Consider the following 21,788-nt stretch of genomic DNA (forward strand, 5'->3'; position numbering starts at 1 on the left):
CTTAGCTCCCACCTGTTCCAGGCTGTTCACCCACGACAAGAGACACTTCGATCTCGGCATACAGCGCGAGCTGAGCCTTGATTTCGTGGAGTTGCTGAATCAGCGAGTCGATGTCCGCCGCAGAGGTCATCTTCACCGGCACAGCGATCGACTTGGTGAGCTTGGCCGGCCCCTTCTCACCGGTCTTGGCTCGTTCTTCCTCCATACGCTTGCGCAGGCGTTCCTGCCCTTGGCGCTGGATGGAGCGCTTCAGATCTTCGAGGGTGCTGTTGATGTCGTAGTCGCGGGCCAGCAGTTTCTTGAGTCCGGCCAGATCCTGCGTTGCTGCCAGGGCGAGCCCGTCCAGCCGGTTTACGGCGTTACCGCGCTCCTCCTGGGTGAGCTCTTCCCACTCGGGGATGCGCTGCAGATCCTCGACACCTTCCTTCAAACGCAGCTTTTGCTGATCGGAGAGCGTGATGACCGCATCGCGCACGCGTCCCTTCAGATGGGTGAGCTGTGAATTGAAATCAGCCGTGTGCTTGTAGAAGTCCTCCTTGCCCAAGCGCTCCGACAGGGTTCCCAGGTCTTCCGCAAGTTCGCGACGCAGCTCCCCTGGCACGCCGGTGTCCGGCAAGGCTTCGATGTCGCGGCGATGGGCTTGCAAGTCGCGCAGCGTGGCGTCGAGCCCGTTGTCAAGCGCCCGCTTCACTTCGAGGGCCCACTTGAGGTTGTCGTAAATGGCGGACGTTTCGGCACCCAGGCGCTGCGGGGCGTCGGAGGCGTCGGTGAACAGGACATCGGCAATGTCCTGGTTCAAAGTGCGGATGCGGTCACTGCCTGCCAGCCCAAGGCCACTGAGCTTTTCGGCCAAGGAACCATAATCGTGCTGGAAGCGCGGGAAGTGCTTTGCCGCCGCCTTGCTGATCTCTTGTTCCAGCGGGATCACCATGTCGCCCACCAGTTCGGTGAGCCTTTCAGCGGCACGTCCGAGCGTTTCGATGGACGGGCGCTCATCGCGCAGCGCGACGCCGATCTGCTTGAAGGAGTTGTTGGTCTTCAGGGCGTCGATCGCCTGCTGCCCTGCAGCCGTGACCTCACGCCCGGATACCTTGAGTTTGATTTCACCCGCCATGAGCATGGCGGCCACGATGTAGCGCGTGGTATCGGGTGACCAGCCAAACGGATCATTGCTGAAATCGTCGAGCAGCCGCTTGCCATCGACGGTACCGCGTTTGTCGATGTAGTCGCGGATGCTGATCATCGCCTTGTGGTCGGTCTTAAACGAGGCACGACCCGCGACGGTTTGCACCAGGCCGAGCGGGTCCAGCGCACTGCTGATGGCGGCGGGATTGGCTACCTTGAGGAATTTCTCGGCGGTGTCGGTTCCCGCGCGTACCGGCGCTTCGGCATACCGATCGAACACCTGTTCGGCCACGTCGGAGAGCAACTTCTTGGCGGCTTCAAGCAAATCAGCATCCAGTGCCGACACCGCCGTGGCCTGGCCACGGAACACAAACGAACCGGCTTGCAGGGTTTGCTTGATCTTGCTCTGGAGTTGGGTCGCCAGCTTGGCAGCACGGTCGAGCTGGCCGGTGCAGTAGGCCTTGACCTCTTGGTCGGGCTCGTTGCGGTGCAGTTCGGCGATGCGCTGACAGCGATAGATTTCGTTCGCCAGATCGTCGAGTTCGGAATTTGCGCGAGCCAAGAGCCCGATGACATTCCGACCGGCGCGGCTGCGGGAGTCATCCAGCATCCGGTTCTTGGCGGTTTCGTAATCGCTGGCGGGCACCAACTCGACAACGGTTTGGATGGTGCTCTGATCACCGGCTAGGCTGGTGATGGCGCTGCCGGCCTGGACCTTCAGGCCCGTTGCGACGGCCATCGTGCTGTGGAGGCTGACGCGGGGCAGCGGATCGAAGGACTCGCGCAGCGCATCATTGAAAATGCGCTTCACATCCACGGTGCGCAACGCAATGGCGCCACGCTCCTGCTCGATATCCCGTAGCTTCTCGCTGAGGAACACGAGGTTGCCATCCTTCTCGCCCAGCGGCACATGCACGTCGTTCAGCATCTCTTCGACGGCTTTCTTTACCGTATCAAGCTGCGATGCTGCAGTGATCGACGGGTGCATCAAACTGGCGACGTTCTGCACCGACACCGGCAGGTTGCCGAGGATCTGCAGCACGGCGACGGACTTGGCGATGTCCTGGTGCAGTTGCGAATCCGGGAAGCGAATCTGGACCTTGCCAACCGCCTGGTGGATGGACGTGAAAGCGCGACGAATGTCCTTCTCCAGTTCGTCGTAAAGCGTGACCGTGGTGGCGAGCCAGCCGACCGGCTGATCGGCCATGGCCTTGGAACCGCCTTCGCCTTTCAGAACGTCCTGAATCACCTTGATCGCAGAGCGCAGGCCGATGCCGCCGGTGGACTTGGCGAGCGCGCCGAGCAAGTGCAGCAGGATGTCGAAGTGCGCCGGCAGGAACGGGTAGAGATTGGTGAAACTCTCTTTGCTGAAGTCTGCGTCGTAGTACTTGGCGTCCTGCAGCTTGGTGTTGTGCCGCAGCGCCTGGCCGTGGGCCTCGAACAGCTTGCCGAGCTCGGTCTCACCAGCCGGTGATTTGCCGAGCAGGCGGCGGTAGCAGATCTCCTTGATGTCGCTCGATTCCAGGTCGATCTGGATCGGAAAGCGGTCTTTCAGCTTGTAGAGCTTGTCCGAGTTCAGCGCTGCGCGCGGGTCGTCCTCAGTGAGGGTCTGCTGCGCAGTGGAGATGATCCAGGCCTTGCCATCGCCGAGCCGCTTGAGGTTCTTGGCCAGGCCATCGAGGTTAAGGATCAGATTGTCGCGCGAGGCCACGTACTGGCCGACTTCGTCGACGATGAAAATGATGTTCTGCTTGCCGCTCTTTTCGCGGACGATGTCGATCATCTCCTGCACACGCTGGTCTTCGAACTGAAAGAAGCCCTCGGTGCTGGACGAGAAGGACTTGGCCTCCGGGAAGAGCGCCGGGTACATCTCGTGAGCGATCTTCGGAATCAAGCCATCGATGGCCAGTGGGTTGTTCTGCACTCGGGCCCAGGTGGCACCTGGCAGCGCTTGGGCGATACGCTCATGCAGTTCGGGTGTGCGACCGTCTTTCTCGACCATTCGCTCGAAGGCGGCAACCTTGAGGTTGCGCGAGTAGCCGGCCCACTGCAGCACCTTGAAGTAGAGGACGGTAGAGACGTCTTCCATCGTGGCGCCGGCGAGCATTTCACTGGCCAGATCTAGCATGACCACAGCAGCCGGGAAGCGCTTCGCTACAGTGCTGAGGAGCGCCTTGGTCTGTGGCTTGTGCAGGCGGTCTTGCAGGTAGTTGATGAACGGCGTGCCGTCGATGGTGCGCTGATCATCAAACGCCAAGCCGAGATACTTGGTGAACGAGCTCTTACCGGAGCCGTAGAAGCCGGAGACCCAGACGCCCACCTCATTTTCGCCACCAGACTCCATCGCCAGCTGCATGCGATCGAGAAGCTTGCGGAACTGCTCCTCAATACTCTCGGTGACCACATATTCGGAGATCTCAGCCTTGAGGCGGCCTTCTTGCGAGGCGCCATAGGTGATGACCTTCTCGATGGTCCGGTAGATGTCCTTGCTTGGATCGAAGAGCGAGCGAATGGTCATAGGTTTTTCCCAGGGTTCTTTTGTCTGTTCAGCCGCCGACGTGGACGGAGCGGTAATTGCCGTCTTCCGGGTAGAAGCCGAGAAACTTCAGGCGCGTCTTGCCGGTTCGCACGCCGGGGTACAGAAAAATCGTCGGCACATGAAACTTGCCCTGGAGTTGACTCTCGATGGCACCGATCCGCATAAACGGGTGCAGTGCCTCAAGGTCCGTTACCAAGAGCAACGCGTTCTGCTGGCCTTCGAGCGGCTGTAGGGCATCTTCTAGTCGCTTCAACAGGCCGTTATCCGCTGTCAGAATGTCCGCCAGCGCCTTGTTGGTACGCGGCCAATCCAGTGGTGCTGACTTGTCTTCCATCACGCAGAGCGACCAGAACGGGTCGTCTTTGAGCAGCGCCCAGATCTGTTCGGCGATGGAGAACGTGTGCACGTCCCAGCCTTCCTGGTGCAGTTTGGCCACCCAAGCGGGTGTTTGCCGCTTCACCTCGAGGATTTGCTCTGGCGGGAAGACCAAGTAGTAGATCGGCTCGAAGCTCGCATGGCCGAGCTCGCGCCCGTGGCGGATGCGCTCGCGCAACTCGTCGAAATCAGCTTTGAGTGAGGACATCGCAGAGCGCCTCCATGTTTTGTTGTTTCCAACTGATGCGAATCACATCACCCGCCGCTTGGACGATGAGCAACCCTTTCAGCGAAAGTCGCTTGAGCTCTTCCAGCACGTCCTCCCGTGCCAGGCCAAACAACTGCCAGTCTTCGTGGGTCAGCAGCGCGTTATCACCGACGCCGGAAAAGTGCAGCTCGTAGGCAAGGTAAGCGGCCACCGATGGTGAGATGCGGAACGGCAGAATGCGACGGCTCGAACGCAATCCTCGTTCAAGCATTCCGTAGTCGGCACAACATCCGGTCAGATAGGCGGAGACACGCCGAACCGTAGTTTCGGACCAGTGCTTGACCGTCTTGCCATCGTCAATGCCGCGCTCGACAAAGGTGCGAGCGTCGTCATTGGTGACATGCGTGTAACCACCGGCATACCGCGTCCAGTACACGTGCCGCACGAAGTCGCCGAGAATCGGGTTCGCTCGGCTCGTAAACACGAGCATGAGCTGCGTCAGGTCAGCGGTTGGAATCGTTGAGGACAGTCGCTTGAGGTGTGCGGCTGGTGCGCCGCCGGCCACCAAATAGCGCGGAGCAAAGCATTCAACGACGATGTTGCGAAGCCGGCGTGCGGTGACCGTGGGGAATCGCCCCGATTCCAGCGCGGCCTGATGTAGCTGGTTCGCCGACATGCCGGGCGACCACAGGTCGAGCAGCGTCTTGGTCTCATTGACGAGTCCAAGGCCTGCTTGTAACTGTGTCGTATAGGGCTTGCTGTCGGCCACGATCACCCCACCAGATACGGATACGTTTTGGCGTTCTGCTTGAACGCCGACAGGTAGGCTGCAGCAATGGCCTTCAGGGTGTCAGTGGAATCGAGATCCTTGATGCCGCCGACTGCTGTAGGTCCCACGCTGGGCGTGCCGCTCGTCGCGGCCAAGCGCTTCAAGGCATCCATCGCAGCCTCTTTGCTTTGTGCAACCTGGCTGGCGAGTTCCTCGCCCCCAACGCCTTGCACCATCACGTGCAGGTCTTGTTCGATCTCTTCCGGCAAACGGAATAGGTGGTAGCTGCCGACGCTCAAATGCTCATCGTGCAATCGTCTAGCTGCCTCCAGCACACCGTGGTACTGAGCGAGCCGGGAAGTTTTAGAGAAGACAGGCTCCAGGAAGAGCCGGCTTGACGCTTCATAAAACGCCGTTGGCCACCAAGCGCATTGAGCACGCTCACCAAGGAAGCCGACGATCAACCTCATTTGCAGCAATGTCGATAGGTAGGATTCCTTCATCTCATCTCTCTTTGTTCGTTGGTTCTGCCGGCGCGATCGACGCAAGCAGAGGTATCCGTTGTTCAGTCAAATTCCGCCCCGGCGCCAGCGGTATCGGGCGCCGAATACCCTGGAGCCAGCACGGCATTGCGCACCCCATAGATGGCGAGATGATCCCTTAACCAGAGCCGGTACTCATGGCCGCGCAGGCTGTGGTCGGGGGAGCAGTCCACACTCCACTTGCGCAGGATGTATCCGGCCGTGGCGGCACGCAGCTTCATCCGCAGCACGCCGTCTCGCATGCTGTAGTCCATTTCCGTGATCTCCGGCCGGGGTTGATCCGGATGCGGAACCAACTCCAGCTCGACGATCCGGGTCCACTGAATGTCTTGATCGCTCATCTCGTGGGGCGCCACTGGCTGACCCTTGAGCACGACGGGGCGTCTGATCCGGGTGATGACGAAATCGCGGAACTCCTGGGACTTCCGGTCGAAGGCGCGGACGTGCCAACGGAGGCCGTTGTCGATCAGCGCGAACGGGACAATCTCCCGCTGGGTGCGGCCACTGGAGATGGAGTGGTACTCGATGCCGAGCGGACATTCCTGGTGGATCGCCCGGGTCACGCTCGCCAGCACATCCAGATCCGGATGCGTGAGTCGTGACGGGCTCTCGCTGGCCACCCACGCCTTGAGGCGCATCGGCTCGCCGTCGCCAAAGCCCTGGGTCAGCCACGACAGCACCCGCTCCGGGGGGAAGTCGAACACCGGCTGAAAGCTCGGCCCCAGGACGTAGGACTTGCCCTTGGAGTCGTAGTCGATGTTGCCGGGGGCCAGCTCCTTGTACAGCGCCAGATCCCTGGACGCAGCGGCGGACTGGATGCCAAACCGGGTGACCAAGTCCTGGCGGCGTATCTCCCCGACGAAGCGCACGCGCAACTCCACGAACGCGAGCCGATCGCGTTGTGGCTGGGNTCGTTCGACATCCTGGCTGGCTCGTTCGGGTTAGCGAATGCTTGTGAGGGTTATTGCGGAAAGTATATTGTCTGCTCTAGAATCTGTCTATCAGTTGTTTTTGATGCGCGTATACGTCGTGTTGTGATAACCACAAGACGGGCGAGACGCGCACTTGGAGCACAGGAGTGAAAGCAGACAAAGCCATCGCGACGTACCGGCGCATGCGGGCGAAGCCGCTGTGGCGCCTGCTTGCCTCGAACACTGGACCTACCGTCATTGGCCTGCTTCAGGCCCATCTTTACGAGGGAGAGCGAAGTCTTCCTGCCTCCATTTTTCACGAACGGATCGCAAGAGATCTGGAAGATCTACGCGCCCAAGGCGAAGACTTCCCCCAAACGGCACAAGCGTACGTCGCCAGCTGGCTCGCCGATGGGTACCTGGAGCGACGCTTCCCGGCTGGGGCTTCAGAGGAGGAATATGAACTCTCCACGGCCGCCGTCGAAGCCATTCGATTTGTCTCTGGCCTGGAGCAGCCGCACTCAGCGGCAACCGAAAGCCGCCTGACGCTTGTTATCGAGGCACTAGCCCGGCTTGCCGAGGACACCGACACCGACAAATTCCGTCGCATAGACCGGCTCATGGCCGAGCAAGCCCGCATCGATAAGGAGATAGACGCCATCCAGAAGGGGCAGATGCGCGTGTTGCCCCACGCAACGGCGCTGGAGCGCACGCGGGAGATCATCACGTTGGCTGATGGTCTTGCAGGTGATTTCCGCCGTGTCCGCGATCAGTTCGACCAACTCAATCGCGATCTCCGTGAACGCATCATGGACAACGATGGCAATCGGGGGGATGTGCTGGATTCACTGTTCGCCGGAATCGACCTGATTTCAGAGAGCGACGCCGGAAGGACTTTCTCCGCTTTCTGGCGATTGCTTACGGACCCAGAACAGGGCGCAACGCTTGATCAGGCCCTTGATAGCGTCATGTCGCGGGAGTTCGTGGGGCAGCTCGAAGCCAAGGAGCGACGATTCCTTCTTCGGCTGACGCGGACCCTTCTCGAGCAGGGCGGCATGGTTCACGAGGTGCTCCAGACTTTCGCGCGCAGCCTGAAGCACTTCGTCCAGAGTCGTGAATACCTCGAGCAACGCCGACTCAATCACCTTCTGAAAGACGCTCAGCGAGCAGCACTCGCCCTGAAGGACGAAGTCAGGGCCACAGAAACCCTCCAGTACACGCTTGAGCTCACGAGCAGCCGTTTGCGCTCCTTGTCTCAATGGGTGCTATACGACCCCTCCCTACAAGCTTTGCCCGGCCAAATGGCGGAAGGGGATGCCCCGCCAATCGACCTGGAGTCCGTCAGCGAACTGGTCGCCCAGTCCGAGATCGACTTCCGAACATTGAAGGCCAACGTGCTGGCGGTCCTGGAGCAACGGTCCCAGGCATCCATCGCTGACGTGCTGGAGCAGTTCCCCGCTGCACAGGGTTTGGGCAGCGTCGTCGGCCTGCTTGCATTGGGCAGTCGGCATGGTTTCAAAGCCGACCATAGCGAAACCGTAGGCTGGGTTGGAGGCGACGACGAGCGTCGTAGCGCCCGAATTCCAAAGATCTTCTTTTTGAGGGAGCGGGCCAATGAACTGGTCTGAGAACGACGAAGCGGCAATGCCAGCCGAAGCACAAGCGCCAGATGCTTCGCAGGCATCTGCTAACACCCTTTTCATGGGTGACGGCGGCGAGTTGGCGCTGGATACCCGGCGCGCCCTGGTGCAGCTACTTGCGGGACCTTCGCTCGACGGACGTCGACATCCAAAGCTCTGGCTGATATTGGTGCGAGACGAAGCGGTGATACGTCGGCGCCTTGCCGAACTGTTTCTCGAACTAGTCATCGACCGGGACGTACAAGTTGCCTTCACCCGTCAGGCAGATACCGGCGACCTTGAAGTGCCACTCCTGCTGCGTCGCGCGCAGCTGACCTTCATTGACTCCATTCTGCTGCTCCACCTTCGCCAGCGATTGACCCAAGCGGACTCGCAGGGCGATCGTGCCGTGGTGTCGACTGACGAGATCATGGAGTTTCTTACCCTCTATGAGCGTGCCTCCAACACCGACCGCGCAGGATTCGTGAAACGTGTTCATGCCTCTATCGAGAAGATCAAGAAGCACAGCATCCTCCAGAAAATTCGCTCGAGTGAAGATCGTTTCGAGATTTCGCCAACGCTGAAGCTCCTCTTCTCTGCAGAAGAAATACAAGCCCTGACCCACTTGTATCAGCGCATGGCCGCCGGTGAGACGCCAGCACAACTGGCTCAGACTGAGTCCGATGAGGGGGCCGATCAATGATCTCGGAACCCCAAACCGCGTCCTTGTTCGCCCGGGAGCAATTCAGGATGACTCGCCTACAGGTTTACAACTGGGGCACTTTTTCTGGCCTGCATGACGTACCAATCAGCGAACGAGGCTTTCTGTTTGTCGGTCGATCCGGGGCTGGGAAATCGACTCTTCTCGACGCATTTTCGGCGTTGCTGGTGCCACCTCGCTGGATCGATTTCAACGCTGCCGCGCGAGAGGCGGACCGCAGTGGCCGTGATCGAAACCTCGTCACCTACATACGGGGCGCGTGGGCCGAACAGAAGGATGGAGAGTCGGGTGAGATCGCAACCCGCTACTTGCGCTCGGGGACAACGTGGTCTGCCCTGGCACTGACCTACCAGAACGCATTGGGCCAGTCTGTGGTGCTGGTTCAGGTGTTCTGGCTTCGCGGCAATGCGAATGGAAGCACCGACGTCAAACGCCACTACCTTGTCCTGGAGCGGGCCTTTGACCTGCGCGAGCTGGAGGACTTCGGTCAATCCAACTTCGACATCCGAAAGCTCAAGCAGTCTTTCCCCGAGGCGTTCGCTCGCGACGAGTTTCGTCCCTATTGCGAACGATTCTGCCGCCTGCTCGGTATCGAGAGCGAAATGGCGTTGCGTTTGCTGCACAAAACCCAGTCGGCCAAGAATCTCGGCGACCTCAATACCTTCCTGCGCGACTTCATGCTCGACAAGCCCGAGACCTTCGAGGTCGCGGATCGATTGGTCAGCGAATTTGGTGAACTCAATGCTGCCCACCAGGCGGTAGTGACAGCTCGCGAGCAGGTTCAAACGCTCGCGCCAGCGCAAGAGCAGTATCAGCGCAGAGATTCGTTGATGCTGCAACGCAATGGGCTGGATGAGCTTCGGCTGGGTGTTGATGGCTACCGCGAAACCCGCCGCATTGAACTCCTCAAGCAGCATGTCGAGTCCCTGGAGGTGCAGGCCAGCGGCTCGGAAGGTGAAGTAAGTCGACGTCAGAGCATCCTGGATAACCACACCACAACCTTGCGCGATCTGGAGCGACAGCACCGTGAAGCAGGCGGTGATCAGATCGAGCAATGGGAAGCAGAGAAATCTGGGCTGGAGGGCCAGCGCACGGATCGCCTGCGCAAACGCGGCCAGGCTGAAGATGCGTGCAAGAAGCTTGGCTGGAGCCTCCCGGATTCGCCTCAGGCCTTCGCTGAACTGTTGGGCAACGCGCGGCAGGAAGTCGAAAACTGGGAGCAGCGCAGCAACGAGAACCGCGAAGAACAGTTCCGCTTGGCAGGTCAAAAGAAAGACGCAGAGACGTCATTTTCGCAAGCGGTGAAGGAGGTGCAGGCACTCCAGCGCCAGCCATCGAACATTCCTGCCGATATGCTCGAAATGCGCCGAGACATCGCCGCAGCTATTGGGATATCAGAATCGGCTCTGCCCTTCGTCGGCGAACTCATTGAGGTGAAGCCTGACGAGGCCGAGTGGCAAGGTGCCATCGAGCGCGTACTGCACGGATTTGCGCTCTCACTCTTGGTGGACGAACGCCAGTATTCGGCGCTGGCCAATTACATCAACAACACCCATCTTGGGCAGCGTCTGGTGTACTACCGAACTGGCCGCTCGGAGACCTGGCAGGCGAAGCCCATCGGCGCTAACTCGCTCGTCCTGAAGCTGAACGTCAAGGACGGTACGTATGCCGATTGGCTGCAGGCCGAGCTACGGCAACGATTCGATTACGCGTGCGTCGACTCCATTCAGGCGTTCAGGAGCGCTGATCGAGCCATCACCCGCGAGGGCCAGGTCAAGCACAGCAAAACCCGGCATGAGAAAGACGACCGGAGAAGTGTCGGCGACCGACGAAACTGGGTGCTCGGGTTCGATAACCGCGAGAAGCTTGGGCTCTTTCAAGCACAGGCCCAGGAGCTGGCTGCGACGATTACGCGCCTCGGGGGAGAAATCGAAACCCTCGCCGACCAAGACAAGAATCGTGCGACCCGAGCGATTCAGTGCCAGACCTTGGTGAATCTCCAGTGGCAGGAAATTGATGTAGTACCGTTGCTAGACCGCATTTCCACCATCGAACAACAGATTCGCGAAGCGCGGGAGGGCAATACAGCCCTACTGCAAATCAGTGGGCGGATCGACAAGCAAAAGAACTTGGTTGATCAAGCAGACAAGGACCTCCGAGATGCCAAGGTCGCGCATGACTCAGTTCTCAAGCAGATCAACGACAGCACGCAGAAGCTTGAATCGCTCCTTCAAGATGCTTCCAGAGTTCCATTGACTCCCCACCAGATCAAGGGGCTCGACGAACGATTCACCAAGCAGTCAGACGCGATCAGGCTCGAAAGCCTCGACAAGGTAGCAACCGCTGTTGAGAGAGGGCTCAACACAGAAATCGGTGAGATCAAAGATGAGATCGGCGATTGCGAGAAGGAAATAGAAGCACGCTTTGCCGATTTCAAACGGCAGTGGCCAATGGATGCTGTGGACATGGACACGAGCCTAGCCAGCGCAGCGGACTTTTTCGCCAAGTTGGTTCGACTGGAAACGGATGGCCTGCCCGCCTATGAGCAGCGATTCTTCGAACTGCTGCAGAACCAAAGCCACCAGAATCTGGCGGCACTGTCCACCTACCTGAACGATGCGCGCAAAGCCATCCTAGAGCGGATGGATCTGGTCAACGACAGTCTTGGCCAGGTGCCGTTCAACCAAAGCGCCAATCAACGTACCTATCTCCACATCGACGCCAGTGACCGGCAGCTTGTCGACGTCAAGGAGTTCAAGCAGGAGATCCAGCAGGCACTTAGCCATGCGTGGACGGAGGATCGCGAGTTTGCCGAGGCGCGGTTCCTGGCCCTGCGGCGACTTGTTGATCGACTCGCCAGTCAGGATCCCGAGCAGAAACGCTGGCGCGAGACTGTGCTCGACGTTCGACAGCATGTTGAGTTTATCGGACGGGAGATCGATGAAAGCGGCGTTGAGGTCGAAATTTACCGCAGCGGTGCTGGCAAATCAGGCGGTCAACGGCAGAAGCTGGCCACCACGTGCTTGGCCGCAGCCCTGCGGTATCAGCTGGGAGGGAACGACCACGGCGTGCCGATGTATGCGCCCGTCGTGCTTGATGAAGCCTTCGACAAGGCCGACAACGAGTTCACCGCTTTGGCGATGAACATCTTTACCAATTTCGGATTTCAAATGGTGGTCGCTACGCCGCTGAAGTCCGTCATGACCCTCGAACCATTCATCGGTGGCGCCTGCTTCGTAGATATCAGCGACCGGCGGGTGTCAGGCGTCCTGTTGATCGAGTACGACGGTGACCGCCAGCGGTTGAAGCTGCCGGAGCACGCTCGAGAGGAGGCTAGCGTTGAAGCTTCCTGAAGATGTTCGGCTGTTTCTTGCCCGTCGCTTTCAGAGCAAACACCGCGAGTGGTTGATCGGTGATGCTCGCGAGAGCCAATGGCCGCTGGAAGTTCCGCTCGGCATACCGACGGAACAGGCTGCGCTGAGGCAAGTCGACGGCGTTCGCGCTTGGGTGAGTGCATGGCAAGGCTGGCAAGGAGTCGGTACCCTGTCCTGGTGTGAGCGCCGGTGGAAAGCGCTTGGCGCCCAGCGACTGCCAGAGAAACTGGCGCTACGAGGCCCTGAAGATGTTGCCCTGTGGATTGGTGAATCCGCACGGTGGGTGCGTGCCCAGTCTCGCTATCAGACGCTCACTGCTCGCTGGCCGGTACTGGCGCAGCAGTTGCCGAGACATTTTGATGTCCTCGCTGACTACGGCGATGCCGATTTTCGTCGGCTGGCAGAGATGCTGGATTGGATCAGTCTCAATCCGAAATCGAATCTCTACCCACGACAAATTCCGGTTGCCGGTGCCGACAGCAAGTGGCTGGATTCTAGAAAGGGCCTCATCTCTGACTTGGTTGCGACGCTCCAGGGTGACCCGACAGGAGCGCGCGATTTTTTTAGACGCTGCGGTTTGAGGGCACAGCCGCAGTTAATGCGCATGCGCGTTCTAGATCCAGAGCTGAGAGCCCGTTTGGGCGGTCTTGGCGATATCTCTGCTCCTTGTGAGGAGGTGGCAAGCATTGGCATACGACCAAAGAATGTCTTCGTTGTTGAGAACCTTCAAACCGGACTTGCCTTTGATGACCTGCCAGGGGCGGTTGTGATCATGCGACTGGGTTACGCGGTTGACGTTTTGGGACAGCTTCCATGGCTACAACAGGCGCAATGTATCTACTGGGGCGACATTGATACGCATGGCTTTGCCATTCTTAATCGAGCCAGAACATACATCCCTAGCCTGGAGACTGTGCTTATGGATGAGTCAACGCTGATGAGTCATCGTGATTTATGGGTCGAAGAGAAAGACCAGCACTCTTCCACAGAACTCCCACTACTCAAAAGTACCGAACAAAAGCTCTATCAGTCGATCAAGGGAAATGCCTGCGGTCAACAAGTCCGCCTCGAACAGGAGCGGATACGCTGGGATGTGGCGTGGAATGCCATACAGGCAAGTATTCGATGACCCAGGATCAGGGAGGTCAGTCGTGAGTGGAAATCGATGGGATCAGCCGGGTGTGCCCCACAAAGGATGGCACTGCGTGGATGTGGTCGATCTGCGGGCCGACGGCGAGTCGGCGGACGAAACCGATTACGCGACCTGCCAGATGTGCGGCAACGAGAAGATCCGCTACGTCCACATCATGGAGCACCCGGATCTCGACGAGACTTTCGAAGTCGGGTGCGTCTGCGCCGAGAAGATGAGCGGCGACTACGAGGGGCCGAAGCGGCGTGAGGCCAAGCTGCGCAACCGCGCCGTCCGACGCACTCGATGGCTACAGCGCAAGTGGCGGGTCTCCGCCAAGGGCAGCAGCTTTCTGAATGTCGACGGCCATAACCTCGGCGTGCATCCGACGAAGACAAAGCGATGGGGTTATCGGATCGACAGCCGTTTCAGTGCAAAGACCTATGCCACCAAGGACGAGGCGAAGCTGGCGCTGTTCGATGACTTCTGGGCGGCGACCCAGGATGACGAGCGGTTGTGGGCTAGCGACTGAGCAAGGAAATAGTTTGATGGTCGAAGCGGGTAAGGAGGGATTGCTTGCCCTGCTACGTGACAGTAGATAGAGCGTTGGCTAGCAGATCAAGCAACACATCTGAAATACGGTTGACCACCGGTTCCGTTTGATTGCGGCGCGAGCCGAGCAAGGGACACAGCATCAAGGCCATTCGCTTCACTTGGGAATGGCACGATGGGACAGACCAACCGCCGCGCATCCGCATGGCCTTCGCTGGCCGTGCTGCTGGCCGTGTCGCTCTCGGCCTTGCAACCCGCCATTGCCGACGACACTCCGGAGCGTGAGCAGCTCGCCGCGCTCGCCCGCCAACTCAACCTGATCGACCGCCTCGCCGAGCACGCCGCCAATACCGCTCCGCAGGAACGCGCCCGCTACCACTTCGACTACGCCCGACTGCGCGCGGACCTGAAGCGCGTTCGCGCCGGCCTGCAGGACTACCTCGCGCCCCAGCGCGCCCAGCCGCGCGATCCCGTCCCGCTGGCCGGCGATTACGTCCGCCGCGACCGCGCCGACGACGAGGAGCCGTCGCTATGACGCCCTCTGCCGATCAGGTCGCCGCCTTCCAGGCCAACGGCGGCTTTGCGCCTTCGGCCGTCTCTGCCGTGGTGCTCGCTTTCGTGTTCGCCGTGTTGCTGCTGTGGGGCGTGTGGGCCATGCGCACCGCCTACGTCGGCTGGGCCGAGCACCGCATCACTGAGCGTCAGTTCCTCGCCGTCGTCGTGCGCTTCGTGGCGATGTACCTGGTGCTGACCTTCTTCCTCCTCTCCTGACCGTCACGAAAGGCCATACGCCATGAACACGCCACCGACATCCCATCGCATTCCGTCCCGCATCGCCGCTCCGCTGCTGCCGCTCGCGCTCGCGGGCCTGCCGCTGTCGGCCTTCGCGCAGGGCCTGCCGACCATGGAAGACCCATCGCGCGGCCAGGGCAGCGGCATCCTGCAGACCTTGCAGAACTACGGCTACGACATCGTGCTGCTGATCGCGCTGCTCGTGGTCGCCTCGATGTTCGTCGGTGTCTGCTATCACGCCTACACACGCTACTCGGAGATCCACACCGGCCGCGCCACCTGGGGCCAGTTCGGCCTGACGGTCGCCGTGGGCGCGATCCTGCTGGTGGTCGGCATCTGGCTGCTCACCAAGGCCACCGGCGTTCTGTAAGGGCGGCAAGCGATGGCCGTCACTTCGGAGACCCCGCGCGACACGCTGGTGACCTTCCTGCCGCACCGGCTGAACCGCCAGCCGGTGGTCGTGCGCGGGCTGACCGCCGACGAGTTGTGGATCTGCGCCGGCCTGTCGGCCGCAGCCGGGTTTGCGCTCGGCCTGCCGCTGGCCTGGCTCACGCACAGCATCGCCATGGTGCCCACGCTGATCGTCGCCGGCATCGCGCTGGGCGTCTTCATCGGCGGTGGTTTCCTGCGCGCACAGAAGCGCGGCCGGCCCGACACCTGGCTGTACCGGCAGCTCCAGTGGCGGCTGGCCTTGCGGCACCCGGCGCTGGCGGCGCTCCTGGGCGGGCAGCGCCTCATCACCCGCTCGGGCTGCTGGACTATCCGGCGCAATGCCGATCGAGGGTCGCCATGAGCCGTTTCAAGAACGAGATTGCGCACCTGCAGGCGCACGTGAAGACGCTGCGCCTGGGGGCCGGCGCGCTGTTCGTGGTGGCGCTGCTGCTCGGCTTCGGTTGGTGGAGTGCGCCGAAGAGTCTGACCATCCATGTGCCGCCGGACCTGCGTTCGGGCAGCACGCGCAAGTGGTGGGACGTGCCGCCCGAGAGCGTGTATGCCTTCTCGTTCTACATCTGGCAGCAGGTGCAGCGCTGGCCCACGAACGGCGAGGAAGACTATCCGCGCAACCTGCGCGCGCTGTCGGCCTACCTGACGCCGAGCTGCCGGGCCTTCCTTCAACAGGACTACGAGTACCGGCGCGCCAGTGGCGAGCTGCGTCAGCGCGTGCGCGGCATCTACGAGATTCCCGGACGCGGCTACGGCGATGATCCGGCCACGCGCGTCAAGGTGGTTTCCGACCGCGATTGGATCGTCACGCTCGACGTGAGCGCGGACGAATACTACGGCTCCGAGCAGGTCAAGCGCGCCCTGGTGCGCTACCCCATCAAGGTCGTCCGGCTGGACATCGATCCCGAGCACAACCCCTTCGGCCTGGCGCTGGACTGCTACGCCGGCGCACCCCAGCGCATCGAACCGCCGCCGACGCCGCCCCAGTCCGGCGCGCCCGCCAACGCCTCCGGCCACCTGCAGGGAGACTCCCCATGAAGTCCGTTGCGTTGTCGGCCCTGGCCGGCGTCCTGCTGACCCTCGGTTTCGTGCCGGCCAGCCAGGCCGTGGAAATCCTGCGCTGGGAGCGTCTGCCCCTGCCGGTGCCGCTGGTGGTCGGCCAGGAGCGCGTGGTCTTCATCGACCGCAATGTGCGCGTCGGCGTGCCGGCCAGCGTCGGCGACCACCTGCGCGTGCAGAGTGCGGGCGGCGCGATCTACCTGCGGGCGAGCGAGCCGATTCCGCCCACGCGGCTGCAACTGCAGGACGTGGAATCCGGCGCGCTGATCCTGCTCGACATCGCCGCCGAGCCAGCGAAGGACGGCCAGGCGCCGCTGGAGCCGGTGCGCATCGTGGAAGCAGACGCCCCGGCGAAGCGCTACGGCGGCGGTGCAGCAGGCGGCGCGGACGAGCAGGCCGAAGCGCCCGCAGACAAATCCGTTCCCCGGCGCGAAACGCCGGTGCCGGTCGTGCTGACGCGCCATGCCGCACAGAACCTGTACGCGCCGCTGCGCACCGTCGAGCCGGTCGCCGGCATCGGGCGCGTAAACCTGCGCCGCGACCTCGCGCTGGACACCTTGCTGCCGACGCTGCCGGTGCACGCGCGGGCACTGGCCGCGTGGCGCCTGGAAGACCAGTGGGTGACGGCCGTGCGACTCACCAACACCGCCGCGCGCTGGCTCGACCTCGACCCGCGCGCTTTGCAGGGGAATTTCGTGGCGGCGACCTTCCAGCATCCGAACCTGGGTCCGGCCGGCACCCCGTCCGACACCACGGTGCTCTACCTGGTCACGCGCGGCCACGGCCTGGCCGAGTCGCTGCTGCCGGCGCTGAGCCCGATCGACGCCACCGTGAACCTGCCGCCGGCCGCCGCAGCCGGCTCGACCGGAGGAGCGCGCGATGAAAAGTAATCCGCTGCTCAAATGGCTGCTGATCCCGATGGCGCTGCTGCTGGTGTTCGTCGCCATCAAACTGTTCTCCGGCGCCCCCGGCGGCCAGCCCGCCCCCAAGGGCGCGGCCAGTACGCTCACGCCCGAGGAGATGAAGGCTCTGGGCATCGCCGGCGACACGCCGCGCGATACCGTCGCCACGCTGGTGGCCCAGGTGAAGCAGTTGCGCACCGAGCTGCAGAGCGCGCTTGGCGACAACAAGCAGCACAAGGCCGAGAACGAGCGCCTGCGTGCGCGGGAAAGCGCGATCGACCAGCGCATCCAGAGCGCGCTGGAAGGCGAACGCAACCGCCTGGAGCAGGAGCGCAACCAAGTGGCCAGCGACAGGCAGCAGACCCAGGGGCTGCTGCAGGATCTGCAGCGGCAACTGGACGGCCTTTCCGGCAAGGGTGGCCCGTCCGACCTGCCCGTCGGACTGGGGCTCGAAGAGGGTGACGGCAAGCGCTTCAACCGCGGCACCAGCGGCACCAGCGGCACGCAGTGGGTCGAGCCTGACGATGCCAAGGTCGACGCCAAGAACGGCAGCAAGGAGCCGAGCTTTCCCCTGAGCTTCGGGCCGGCCCAGAAGAGCCTGTCGGCCGCAGTGGAATCCGTCGCCAACGTCGGCAGCCGCGCGGTGGGCGCATCCACGAAGGCGGTCTACACCGTGCCGTCGAACTCGACGCTCATGGGGTCGATTGCCATGACGGCGCTGATCGGGCGCGTGCCGATCGATGGAACCGTCAACGACCCGTATCCGTTCAAGGTGCTGATCGGCCCGGACAACCTCACGGCCAACGGCATCGACATCCCCGACGTGGCCGGCGCCGTGGTCAGCGGCACGGCCTCGGGCGACTGGACGCTCTCGTGCGTGCGCGGGCAAATCCGCTCGGTCACGTTCGTGTTCCAGGACGGCACCATCCGCACGGTGCCGGAGGACAGCAGCAAGGGGGGTAGCAGCGGCGGCAACTCGGGTCACAACGGCGCCAGCATCCAGGGCGGCCTGGGCTGGATCAGCGACCCCTACGGCATCCCCTGCGTCAGCGGCGAGCGGCGCAGCAACGCCCAGCAGTACCTGGGCAGCCAGGCGCTCATCACCGCAGCCGGCGCCGGCGCGGCCTCGCTCATCAAGTCCGACAACGGCAGCGTGGCCGTGGTCGCCAACAACAACGGCTCGCTGGGCACCGTCGGCATCAGCGGCAACGAAGCGATGGGCCGCATCCTCGCGGGCGGCGTGCGCGACATGGCCGATTGGGTCAACAAGCTCTACGGCCAGGCCTTCGCAGCGGTCTACGTGCAGCCCGGCGCCAGGGTGGCCGTGCATCTGGAGCAACCGCTCGACATCGACTACGACGCCAAGGGGCGTCGGGTCCACCACCGCACCGGAGAAGCCCATGCCTCGGATCTGGATTGACGCGGCCGCTGTGCTGCTGGCGGCCACCCTGCTCGGCGGCTGCGCCACCAGCAAGGAGAAGCTGCTGCCGCACGGCGACAGCACCATGCTCGACATCTGGCATCAGGAGACCAGCGGCGGCGCGGGCAGCGGCCAGGCCGCGCGGCAACTGCTCGACGCGCGCCAGGGCCTGCGCCGGCCGCTGGCCGATGCCGATGTGCAGGCGGCGCCCGACGTGCAGGCGCGCTACACACGTACCGCGCAGAACGAGATCTACCGCCAGTTCCACCGCCTGCCGAACCCCGATCTGGTGATGTACGTGTTCCCGCACCTGGCGGGCACCGACCCGGTGCCGGTGCCCGGCTACAGCACGGTGTTCCCGCTCTACCAGCGCGTGCAGTACGCGATGCCGGGCGAGCGCGTGGAGGACTACTGATGGCCTGGTCGCTGCCGTGGTCACGCAAGCCAGGCGCATCGCCTGCTGACGCCGTGGATGCGGCCGATGATGCCTGGGCACGGCACGTAACGGCCCTGGCGGCACAGGGTGTCGCCGAGCCGGGCAGCGCGCTCCGCCGGGGTCGGCGCAGGCCGGCCACCCAGGCCGACCACGATGCGCTCTACGGCGTCGCGCCGTCGTTCGCGGACTTGCTGCCCTGGGTCGAGTACCTGCCCGGCAGCAAGTGCATGTTGCTGGAAGATGGCCAGTCGGTGGCGGCCTTCTTCGAGCTGGCGCCGGTCGGCACCGAGGGCCGCGAGATGGCCTGGCTGTGGCAGGCGCGCGATGCGCTGGAGAACGCCCTGCAGGACTCCTTCGACGAGTTGGACGACAACCCCTGGGTGGTGCAACTCTACGCCCAGGACGAGGCCGACTGGGACAACTATCTGCGCTCCCTGGCGAACTATCAGCAGCCGCGTGCGCAGGGCAGCGCGTTCAGCGACTTCTACCTGCGCTTCTTCGCCCATCACCTGCGGGCCATCGCCAAGCCGGGTGGCCTGTTCGAGGACACCACGGTGACGCGCCTGCCGTGGCGCGGCCAGGTGCGGCGCGTGCGCATGGTGGTCTACCGCTGCACGTCCGCGGCCCCGACCCCGCGGCGCGGCCAGTCGCCCGAGCAGGCGCTGACCACGATCTGCGACCGCCTCGTCGGCGGGCTGGCGAATGCCGGCGTGAAGGCCCGACGTCTCGGCGCGGCGGACATTCACGCCTGGCTGCTGCGCTGGTTCAACCCGAATCCGACCTTGCTCGGCGCCACTGCCGAAGATCGGGAACGCTTCTACGCGCTGACCCGCTACCCGGAAGAGCGGGAGGAGGGTGAGATCGAGCTCGCCAGCGGCACCGACTTCGCGCAGCGCCTGTTCTTCGGCCAGCCCCGGTCGGACGTGCCCAACGGCCTGTGGTTCTTCGACGGCATGCCGCATCGGGTGATCGTGATGGATCGCCTGCGCACGCCACCCGTGACGGGCCATCTGACGGGCGAGACGCGCAAGGGCGGCGATGCCATGAACGCGCTGTTCGACCAGATGCCCGAGGATACGGTGATGTGCCTGACGCTGGTCGCCACACCCCAGGACGTACTGGAGGCGCACCTCAACCACCTCGCCAGGAAGGCCGTCGGCGAGACCCTGGCCTCGGAGCAGACCCGGCAGGACGTGCAGCAGGCGCGCGGCCTGATCGGCAGCGCGCACAAGCTCTACCGTGGCGCGCTGGCGTTCTACCTGCGCGGCCGCGACCTGGCCCAGCTCGATGCGCGCGGCCTGCAGCTCGTCAACGTGATGCTCAACGCCGGCCTGCAACCGGTACGCGAAGAGGACGAGGTGGCGCCGCTGAACAGCTATCTGCGCTGGCTGCCGTGCGTGTTCGATCCGGCTGCCGACAAGCGCCAGTGGTACACCCAGCTCATGTTCGCGCAACATGCGGCGAACCTGGCGCCGGTCTGGGGCCGCAGTCAGGGCACGGGGCATCCGGGCATCACGTTCTTCAACCGCGGCGGCGGTCCGATCACCTTCGATCCGTTGAACCGCCTCGACCGGCAGATGAACGCGCATCTGTTCCTGTTCGGCCCCACGGGTTCGGGCAAGAGCGCGACGCTCAACAACATCCTGAACCAGGTGACGGCGATCTATCGGCCGCGCCTGTTCATCGTCGAGGCGGGCAACAGCTTCGGCCTGTTCGGTGACTTCGCGGCACGGCTGGGTCTAACCGTGCATCGCGTGAAGCTCGCGCCGGGCGCGGGCGTCAGTCTGGCTCCGTTCGCCGACGCCTGGCGCCTGGTCGATACGCCGAGCCAGGTACAGACGCTGGACGCCGATGCGCTCGACGAAGACCAGACCGATGCCGGCTTGGCCGTGGAAGGCGACGAGCAGCGCGACGTGCTCGGCGAGCTGGAGATCACTGCACGACTGATGATCACCGGCGGCGAGGACAAGGAAGAAGCGCGCATGACGCGCGCCGACCGCAGCCTGATCCGCCAGTGCATTCTCGATGCGGCCCAGCATTGCGTGACGGACAGACGCACGGTGCTCACGCGCGATGTGCGCGACGCGCTGCGCGAGCGCGCCCGCGACGCCACGCTGCCTGAGATGCGGCGCGCACGGTTGCTGGAGATGGCCGACGCCATGGATATGTTCTGCCAGGGCGTGGACGGCGAGATGTTCGACCGGTCCGGCACGCCGTGGCCCGAGGCGGACATCACCATCGTGGACCTGGCCACCTTCGCGCGCGAGGGCTACAACGCCCAACTCTCGATCGCCTACATCTCGCTCATCAACACCGTCAACAACATCGCCGAGCGCGACCAGTTCCTGGGCCGCCCGATCATCAACGTGACGGACGAAGGCCACATCATCACCAAGAACCCGCTGCTCGCGCCCTACGTGGTCAAGATCACCAAGATGTGGCGCAAGCTCGGCGCCTGGTTCTGGCTCGCCACGCAGAACCTGGACGACCTGCCGAAAGCGGCCGAGCCCATGCTCAACATGATCGAGTGGTGGATCTGCCTGTCCATGCCGCCCGATGAAGTCGAGAAGATCGCGCGCTTCCGCGAACTCAACGCTTCGCAGAAGGCGCTGATGCTCTCGGCCCGCAAGGAGGCCGGCAAGTTCAGCGAGGGCGTCATCCTGTCCAAGTCGATGGAGGTGCTGTTCCGCGCCGTGCCGCCCAGCCTCTACCTGGCGATGGCGATGACCGAGCCCGAGGAGAAGGCCGAACGCTTCCAGTTGATGCAGCAGCACGGTATCAGCGAGCTGGATGCCGCCTTCCGCGTGGCCGAGAAGATCGACCGTGCGCGGGGCATCGAACCGCTGGCGCTGGACACGTTGGCCTGACAGG

The 21,788-nt window shown here is 62.9% G+C and carries 19 protein-coding genes; 14 read left to right on the forward strand and 5 right to left on the reverse strand.

The features are described 5' to 3' along the window. Nucleotide 1: 1 nt before the first annotated feature. The 5 genes from brxC to OX89_RS03150 form a co-directional block, all read right to left on the reverse strand. Nucleotides 2-3,643, reverse strand: coding sequence for a BREX system P-loop protein BrxC (gene brxC, locus OX89_RS03130; RefSeq protein ID WP_047349524.1), 3,642 nt, complete (start codon nt 3,641-3,643; stop codon nt 2-4). A gap of 28 nt (nt 3,644-3,671) precedes the next feature. Beyond that, on the reverse strand, nt 3,672-4,247 hold the full coding sequence (locus OX89_RS03135) for a BREX protein BrxB domain-containing protein (RefSeq protein WP_004146420.1): 576 nt from the start codon (nt 4,245-4,247) through the stop codon (nt 3,672-3,674). Next, entirely contained in the window at nt 4,228-5,016 is a 789-nt protein-coding gene (locus tag OX89_RS03140) for a DUF1819 family protein (RefSeq protein WP_047349570.1), read from the reverse strand. Before OX89_RS03140 ends, OX89_RS03135 begins: the two co-directional genes overlap by 20 nt. 2 nt (nt 5,017-5,018) lie before the next feature. Further along, nucleotides 5,019-5,519: a BrxE family protein gene (locus tag OX89_RS03145; RefSeq protein WP_047349525.1), complete on the reverse strand. Its 501-nt coding sequence runs from the start codon at nt 5,517-5,519 to the stop codon at nt 5,019-5,021. A 62-nt stretch (nt 5,520-5,581) separates the two neighbouring features. Next, on the reverse strand, nt 5,582-6,468 hold an 887-nt coding region (locus tag OX89_RS03150), incomplete at its 5' end, for a YafY family protein (protein ID WP_157497282.1). A 204-nt stretch (nt 6,469-6,672) separates the two neighbouring features. On the opposite strand from OX89_RS03150, the gene OX89_RS03155 reads away from it, so the two are divergent. The 14 genes from OX89_RS03155 (at nt 6,673) to OX89_RS03215 (ending at nt 21,784) form a co-directional block, all read left to right on the forward strand. Beyond that, entirely contained in the window at nt 6,673-8,097 is a 1,425-nt protein-coding gene (locus OX89_RS03155) for a DUF3375 domain-containing protein (RefSeq protein WP_199856199.1), read from the forward strand. Continuing rightward, nucleotides 8,084-8,791 carry a DUF4194 domain-containing protein gene (locus OX89_RS03160; RefSeq protein WP_047349528.1) on the forward strand — a complete coding sequence of 236 codons (708 nt, stop codon included), beginning with the start codon at nt 8,084-8,086 and terminating at the stop codon, nt 8,789-8,791. Before OX89_RS03155 ends, OX89_RS03160 begins: the two co-directional genes overlap by 14 nt. Then, complete coding sequence (locus OX89_RS03165) at nt 8,788-12,162, forward strand: ATP-binding protein (protein ID WP_047349529.1); 3,375 nt, start codon at nt 8,788-8,790, stop codon at nt 12,160-12,162. Before OX89_RS03160 ends, OX89_RS03165 begins: the two co-directional genes overlap by 4 nt. Then, nucleotides 12,149-13,312: a Wadjet anti-phage system protein JetD domain-containing protein gene (locus OX89_RS17935; RefSeq protein ID WP_084001976.1), complete on the forward strand. Its 1,164-nt coding sequence runs from the start codon at nt 12,149-12,151 to the stop codon at nt 13,310-13,312. Before OX89_RS03165 ends, OX89_RS17935 begins: the two co-directional genes overlap by 14 nt. Nucleotides 13,313-13,388: 76 nt before the next feature. Further along, on the forward strand, nt 13,389-13,844 hold the full coding sequence (locus OX89_RS03170) for a hypothetical protein (protein ID WP_234305486.1): 456 nt from the start codon (nt 13,389-13,391) through the stop codon (nt 13,842-13,844). Nucleotides 13,845-14,039: 195 nt separating this feature from the next. Continuing rightward, complete coding sequence (locus OX89_RS03175; protein WP_047349531.1) at nt 14,040-14,399, forward strand: RAQPRD family integrative conjugative element protein; 360 nt, start codon at nt 14,040-14,042, stop codon at nt 14,397-14,399. Further along, on the forward strand, nt 14,396-14,635 hold the full coding sequence (locus OX89_RS03180; protein ID WP_003140997.1) for a TIGR03758 family integrating conjugative element protein: 240 nt from the start codon (nt 14,396-14,398) through the stop codon (nt 14,633-14,635). Before OX89_RS03175 ends, OX89_RS03180 begins: the two co-directional genes overlap by 4 nt. Before the next feature lie 22 nt (nt 14,636-14,657). After that, the gene (locus OX89_RS03185) at nt 14,658-15,026 is read left to right on the forward strand and encodes a TIGR03745 family integrating conjugative element membrane protein (RefSeq protein ID WP_031754986.1); all 369 of its coding nucleotides are present in this window, start codon (nt 14,658-14,660) and stop codon (nt 15,024-15,026) included. 12 nt (nt 15,027-15,038) lie between these two features. Then, complete coding sequence (locus tag OX89_RS03190; protein WP_047349532.1) at nt 15,039-15,449, forward strand: TIGR03750 family conjugal transfer protein; 411 nt, start codon at nt 15,039-15,041, stop codon at nt 15,447-15,449. Beyond that, entirely contained in the window at nt 15,446-16,138 is a 693-nt protein-coding gene (locus tag OX89_RS03195) for a PFL_4703 family integrating conjugative element protein (protein WP_047349533.1), read from the forward strand. The genes OX89_RS03190 and OX89_RS03195 overlap by 4 nt, the downstream gene beginning before the upstream one ends. Further along, a complete protein-coding gene (locus OX89_RS03200; RefSeq protein ID WP_047349534.1) occupies nt 16,135-17,049 on the forward strand; it encodes a TIGR03749 family integrating conjugative element protein in 915 nt (304 codons plus the stop codon). The genes OX89_RS03195 and OX89_RS03200 overlap by 4 nt, the downstream gene beginning before the upstream one ends. Continuing rightward, nucleotides 17,039-18,481 carry a TIGR03752 family integrating conjugative element protein gene (locus tag OX89_RS03205; RefSeq protein ID WP_047349535.1) on the forward strand — a complete coding sequence of 481 codons (1,443 nt, stop codon included), beginning with the start codon at nt 17,039-17,041 and terminating at the stop codon, nt 18,479-18,481. Before OX89_RS03200 ends, OX89_RS03205 begins: the two co-directional genes overlap by 11 nt. Beyond that, a complete protein-coding gene (locus tag OX89_RS03210) occupies nt 18,462-18,896 on the forward strand; it encodes a TIGR03751 family conjugal transfer lipoprotein (protein WP_047349536.1) in 435 nt (144 codons plus the stop codon). The genes OX89_RS03205 and OX89_RS03210 overlap by 20 nt, the downstream gene beginning before the upstream one ends. Continuing rightward, complete coding sequence (locus OX89_RS03215) at nt 18,896-21,784, forward strand: conjugative transfer ATPase (protein ID WP_047349537.1); 2,889 nt, start codon at nt 18,896-18,898, stop codon at nt 21,782-21,784. Before OX89_RS03210 ends, OX89_RS03215 begins: the two co-directional genes overlap by 1 nt. Nucleotides 21,785-21,788 lie beyond the last annotated feature (4 nt).

Origin of the sequence: Diaphorobacter sp. J5-51 (genome assembly GCF_001023515.1) — a bacterium.
Classification (GTDB): domain Bacteria; phylum Pseudomonadota; class Gammaproteobacteria; order Burkholderiales; family Burkholderiaceae_C; genus Diaphorobacter; species Diaphorobacter nitroreducens.